Here is a 5,242-nt window from a genome sequence, read left to right as displayed (position 1 = left end):
CCTCGGCGCGCAGCCCCGCCTCGGCCGGCAGCGGCCACCAGGCGTCGAGCCAGCGCCGCAGCGGCTCCTCCAGGGGCGTCGCGGCCAGGCTCTCCGTGCCGTCGTCCCGTACGAGCACCAGCCGCGCCGTGCCGTCCGCGTCCGCCTCGACGACGTCCAGGGGCACGTTGTCGAGCCACTCGTTCGCGAAGAGGAGCCCGTGGATCGCGGCAGGCGGCTCGGCCCGCCACGCGATGCGGGGATCGAGACCGGCCGGGCGGTCCGCCTTCTCCACCGCGTACGCACGCACGCGTGCCGCCACTTCTTCCGGCAGCACCTGTAGGACGCGGGAAACGAGCTCACCGCGCCCCGCCGCCATGTCGACGAAGGCCAGCTCGTCCGGTTCCCCGAGCGCCGCGTCGACCCGGCACAGCAGTTCGGCCACGGCCCCCGCGAAAAGCGCCGACGCGTGCACCGACGTACGGAAGTGCGCGGCGGGGCCCTCGCCCCCGCGGTAGAAACCGTGCGCCCCGTACAGCGCCTCTTCCGTGGCCTCCCGCCACCCGCGGCCCCCGTCGCGCAGGCCCTGTCGCACGTTCGTCACGCCTGAAGGCTATGCACAGGGAGCGCATGCGCCTCCACCTTGGGGAGTACGCGCGCCGGGCGCGGATCGGTCCTCCGGTTGACCCCTGCACGCTGCGGGCCTACCTACTCTGGGTTACGTGCAGCGCCTCTATGACTTCCTCCGCAGACACCCGACATGGGTCGACGGCTTCTGGGCCGTGATCCTGTTCGGGATGTCGGTGGTGGGCGCGGGCGCGATCGACGGACGGGAGTCCGACTACAACGAAGCGGCGACGCTCGTGTGCGCCGCGCTGCTGGGCGTGGTCGTCGCCCTGCGCCGCCGGATGCCGGAGAAGATGCTGGTCCTGGCCGCGTTCGTGGGGCTGGCACAGCTGGTGACGGACGCGCGGGTCAATCCGTCGGACTTCGCCATGCTGGTGATCGTCTACACGGTCGCCGCGACCGGCGCCCGCTGGGCGTCCCGGCTCGCGCTCGCCGGCGGTCTGTGCGCGGCCCCGCTCGCGCAGCTGCGCTGGCCGGAGGAGCACCAGGGCGCCGCGGGCACCCTCGCGCTCATGGTCTTCACGATGGTGCCGTTCGCCCTCGCCTGGGTCCTCGGCGACTCGCTGCGCACCCGCCGCGCCTACCTGGCGCAGCTGGAGGAGCGCGCGAACCGCCTGGAGAAGGAGCGCGAGGCCCAGTCGAAGGTCGCGGTCGCCGCGGAACGGGCGCGCATCGCCCGCGAGTTGCACGACGTCGTCGCGCACAACGTCTCGGTGATGGTGGTGCAGGCCGACGGCGCCGCCTACGTCCTCGACCAGGCCCCCGAGCAGGCCAAGAAGGCCCTGGAGACCATCTCCGGCACGGGCCGGCAGGCCCTCGCGGAGATGCGCCGGCTGCTCGGCGTGCTGCGCACCGGCGAGCACGAGGAGGGCGGCGAGTACGTGCCGCAGCCCGACGTCGAGCAGATCGAGGACCTCGTCGAGCAGGTGCGCACTGCGGGCCTCCCGGTCGACTTCAAGGTGGAGGGCACCCCGCGCCCGCTGCCCAGCGGCGTCGAGCTGACGGCGTACCGCATCGTGCAGGAAGCCCTCACCAACACCCGCAAGCACGGCGGCGACAACGCGGGCGCCAGCGTCCGCCTCGTCTACTTCGACGACGGCCTGGGCCTGCTGGTCGAGGACGACGGCAAGGGCGCCCCGCACGAGCTGTACGAGGACGGCGGCGCCGACGGCCGGGGGCACGGCCTCATCGGGATGCGCGAGCGCGTGGGTATGGTCGGCGGCACGCTGGACGCCGGCCCGCGGCCCGGCGGTGGCTTCCGCATCAGCGTGCTGCTGCCTCTCAAGCCCGCCCACTGACACGTACCAGCTACTGAGCCCGCACAAGCCGCCACGAGACGTGAGGACCCGCCCGATGTCGATCAAGGTCATGCTCGTCGACGACCAGGTGCTGCTGCGCACCGGCTTCCGGATGGTGCTCGCCGCCCAGCCGGACATGGAGGTCGTCGCCGAGGCGGGCGACGGCGTCGAGGCGCTGGAGGTGCTGCGCGCGACGTCCGTGGACGTCGTCCTCATGGACGTCCGCATGCCGAAACTGGACGGGGTCGAGACGACGCGGCGCGTCTGCGCGGACCCCAACCCGCCGAAGGTGCTGATCCTGACGACGTTCGACCTCGACGAGTACGCCTTCTCCGGGCTCAAGGCGGGCGCCTCCGGCTTCATGCTCAAGGACGTGCCGCCCGGCGAACTGCTCACCGCGATCCGCTCGGTGCACAGCGGCGACGCGGTCGTCGCGCCGTCCACCACGCGGCGGCTGCTCGACCGGTTCGCCCCGATGCTGCCCAGCGGCACGAAGGAGCCGCAGCACAAGCAGCTGGAGCGGCTCACCGAGCGCGAGCGCGAGGTCATGATCCTGGTCGCGCAGGGCCTGTCGAACGGCGAGATCGCCGCCCACCTGGTCCTGTCGGAGGCCACGGTGAAGACGCACGTCGGCCGCATCCTCACGAAGCTGGACCTGCGCGACCGCGTCCAGGTCGTCGTCCTCGCCTACGAGACGGGCCTCGTCCGGGCGGGCGGCCACGGCTGAGCGCCTGCCGCCTGCCCCGGTGCGGCTCGCCCCCGGTGAAGCTCAGCGCAGAACGCCCTCGATGAAGTCGCCGCCCAGGCGCGAGACCACACTCAGGTCCAACTGGTGCTGCACGTACCGCCCGTGCCGCCGCGTCGTGATCAGGCCCGCCTTCTTCAGCACCGAAAGGTGCCGGGATATCTCCGGCGCCGACATCCCGTGCGCGTCGGACAGCTCGCTCGTCGTGTACGAGCCGCGCGCCAGGTGGCGGCACAGCCGCATCCGCACCGGGTGGGCGAGCGCCGACATCCGCAGCGTCAGCTGCTCGACGGAGGGCGGCTTGGCGAGCCCCGGTGACGAGACGGGATACATGATCACCGGCTGCCAGTCCGCCCGGTGCAGGACCCACAGGTGCGGCCAGCCGAGGCTCGTCGGCACCAGGACGAGGTCGCCGTCCTCCGTGGCCGTGAACCCGTCGGTGATCTTGTCGACCGTGACGGTGCGGCCCGCCTCGTCGAGCGAGACCGCGGCGGAGGTCGCCCTGAGCGCTTCCCCGAGCCCCTTGCGGCGCATCAGTTCCGTCTTGTGCCGCGCGTCGGCCGCCAACTGGTGCTGCACACGCGCCCACACGTCCGAGAAGAACGCCTCGTCGCAGTCCCGCAGCAGCTCGCGGAACCAGGACCTGATGGCCGGCGGATCGTCCAACAGCCGCTTGGTGAACTGCACTTGATGCGCCCCACGCGCGGCCGCGAGCTCCAGTGCGCGCTCCCGCGTGTGCGGGTCGTCGAGGCGGCTCGCGGTGCGGCTCGCGTACGTGGACTGGCAGGTGAACTCCAGGGCCGCGTCCACGAACTGCTCGTCGGACAGCTTGTCGAGCAGGTCGAGCTCCTCGGTGAGCGTCGCCCCCGGACGCGCGCGCCGGCCGGGGATGCCGGCCGAGGGGGTGAAGACGTCCGAGAACGTCGTGCGCCACAGGAAGTCCGCCTCGCACAGCCGGTCCGCCAGGCAGGCGTCCAGGCACGCGGACACGCTCGTCGTCCACCCCTGCAGCCCCGGGTGGTGTGCGGGCTCGGCCAGCGCGTGCAGCGCCATGCCGAGCTCGGCCAGGGGCGAGGGCACGACGCTGACGCGCTCGGGCGCCAGGCCCGTGATGTCGATGCTCACGCTCATGACCCCATGGTGCACGGCGCCACTGACAGCCGGGGCATCGATTGACGGCTCCCGTCAATCGACGTGACCGGGCCGTGACGCAGGGAGCAGTCTCTTCGTCGTAGGCCCCGAAGCGCAGCAAATGGGCTGATTCCGGGGCGTAGCGCGACAATCAAGGGGAGAGGTGTTCGTCATGAACGTCAATCAGCAGTACGCCCTCGACGTGTACCGCGCCGCCCAGCGCGGCGAGACGCCCGGACCGGCGCCCGGCCTGCACGACTGGGAGGCCGTCCGCGAGGTGCGCGACTACCGCCGCTTCCAGGCGGTGCTCTCCGGCCGCCCCGCCCGCGGCCGGATCCGGGCCGCCCTGGCCCGCCGCCTGTTCGCCCACCGGGGGCACGCCGCGGGATGCTGAGACGCGGTGACGAGAGGCCGGCTACGACCGGCCCGGCAGACGCCGTACGAAGTCCGCGACGGCCGCGCGGACGTCGTCGGCGCTCCAGGAAAGACCCGGTCCGGCGACCGTGACCTCGGTGACCGAAAGCCCCGGCGGACCGCCCGCGGACCACCGTCCGAACAGGGACGTCTTCGTCTGCTCCGCCTGCTCGACCCCGGCGAGCGTCAGCGCCTCTGCGTCATGGGGCAGCCACACCTGGAACTGGTGGGTGTGCGGCGCCTCCGGATGGACGCGGAACCACGCCACCCCGGCCTCCACGAGCCCTTCGTGCAGCGCCTGCGCGACCACGCGCGCGTGCGCCACGTACTCCGGCAGCCGCGGCAGCTCCCGCTCCAGCCCCGACAGCGCCGCGACGGCCGCGGGGAACTGCTGGAAGACCTGCCCCCCGTAGCGGTGCCGCCAGGTCCTCGCCTCGTCGATCAACGTCCGCGGGCCCGCGAGCACCGCACCGCTGATGCCGCCGAGCGACTTGTAGAACGACACGTAGACGCTGTCGGCGAGCGCCGCGATCTCGCTCAGCGGCCGCCCGAAGTGCGTCGTGCACTCCCACAGCCGGGCTCCGTCGAAGTGCACCACCGCGTCCCGCGCGCGTGCCGCTTCGCAGACCTCCTCCAGCTCCTCCCACGTAGGAAGCACGAAACCGGCGTCCCTGAGCGGCAGTTCGAGCATCAGCGTGCCGAACGGTTCGCCCAGGGCGTGCACCTCGTCGGCCGTCGGCAGGCGCGGCGCGGTCGTCGGGTGCACCGTGCGCAGGCCCGACACCGTGGTGAGCGCCTCGCGCTCGTGCACCTCCGGGTGGGCCTGCGGATGCAGGGCGACCGTGGGGTTGCCGGTGCGCCCGGCCCAGCAGCGCAGCGCGACCTGCTGCGCCATCGTGCCGGTGGGGAAGAACGCGGCCGCCTCCGTGCCGAGCAGCGCGGCGACCTCCGCCTCCAGCTCGGCGACGATGCCGTCCCCGTAGACGTCGAGGTCGGCCTGGGGGTCCGCGACCTCCTGCGCGGCCCGGGCGAGCTGCGCGAGCCGCTC

6 protein-coding genes are annotated in these 5,242 nt (G+C 72.9%); 3 read left to right on the top strand and 3 right to left on the bottom strand.

Going from position 1 to position 5,242, the window contains the following annotated elements:
• A partial coding sequence (locus tag G3I40_RS06895; protein WP_343244843.1) for an SAM-dependent methyltransferase occupies window positions 1-583 on the bottom strand: 583 nt, incomplete at its 3' end.
• A 118-nt stretch (window positions 584-701) separates the two neighbouring features.
• On the opposite strand from G3I40_RS06895, the gene G3I40_RS06890 reads away from it, so the two are divergent.
• Both G3I40_RS06890 and G3I40_RS06885 read left to right on the top strand, forming a co-directional pair.
• A complete protein-coding gene (locus G3I40_RS06890; RefSeq protein ID WP_164301270.1) occupies window positions 702-1,904 on the top strand; it encodes a sensor histidine kinase in 1,203 nt (400 codons plus the stop codon).
• A 55-nt stretch (window positions 1,905-1,959) separates the two neighbouring features.
• Window positions 1,960-2,631 (top strand): response regulator transcription factor, encoded by a 672-nt coding sequence (locus G3I40_RS06885; protein ID WP_164301269.1) that lies wholly within the window; start codon window positions 1,960-1,962, stop codon window positions 2,629-2,631.
• Between the two features lie 42 nt (window positions 2,632-2,673).
• On the opposite strand, the gene G3I40_RS06880 is transcribed toward G3I40_RS06885, so the two are convergent.
• On the bottom strand, window positions 2,674-3,780 hold the full coding sequence (locus tag G3I40_RS06880; RefSeq protein ID WP_164301268.1) for a DUF5937 family protein: 1,107 nt from the start codon (window positions 3,778-3,780) through the stop codon (window positions 2,674-2,676).
• Between the two features lie 172 nt (window positions 3,781-3,952).
• On the opposite strand from G3I40_RS06880, the gene G3I40_RS06875 reads away from it, so the two are divergent.
• A complete protein-coding gene (locus G3I40_RS06875) occupies window positions 3,953-4,174 on the top strand; it encodes a hypothetical protein (RefSeq protein ID WP_164301267.1) in 222 nt (73 codons plus the stop codon).
• 21 nt (window positions 4,175-4,195) lie between these two features.
• Here G3I40_RS06875 and G3I40_RS06870 read toward each other — a convergent pair.
• The coding region (locus G3I40_RS06870) for a beta-eliminating lyase-related protein (RefSeq protein ID WP_164301266.1) at window positions 4,196-5,242 on the bottom strand (1,047 nt) is incomplete at its 5' end.

This window comes from Streptomyces sp. SID14478 (genome assembly GCF_010548525.1).
Lineage (GTDB): Bacteria > Actinomycetota > Actinomycetes > Streptomycetales > Streptomycetaceae > Streptomyces.
This window is presented reverse-complemented; position numbering and strand designations above follow the sequence as displayed.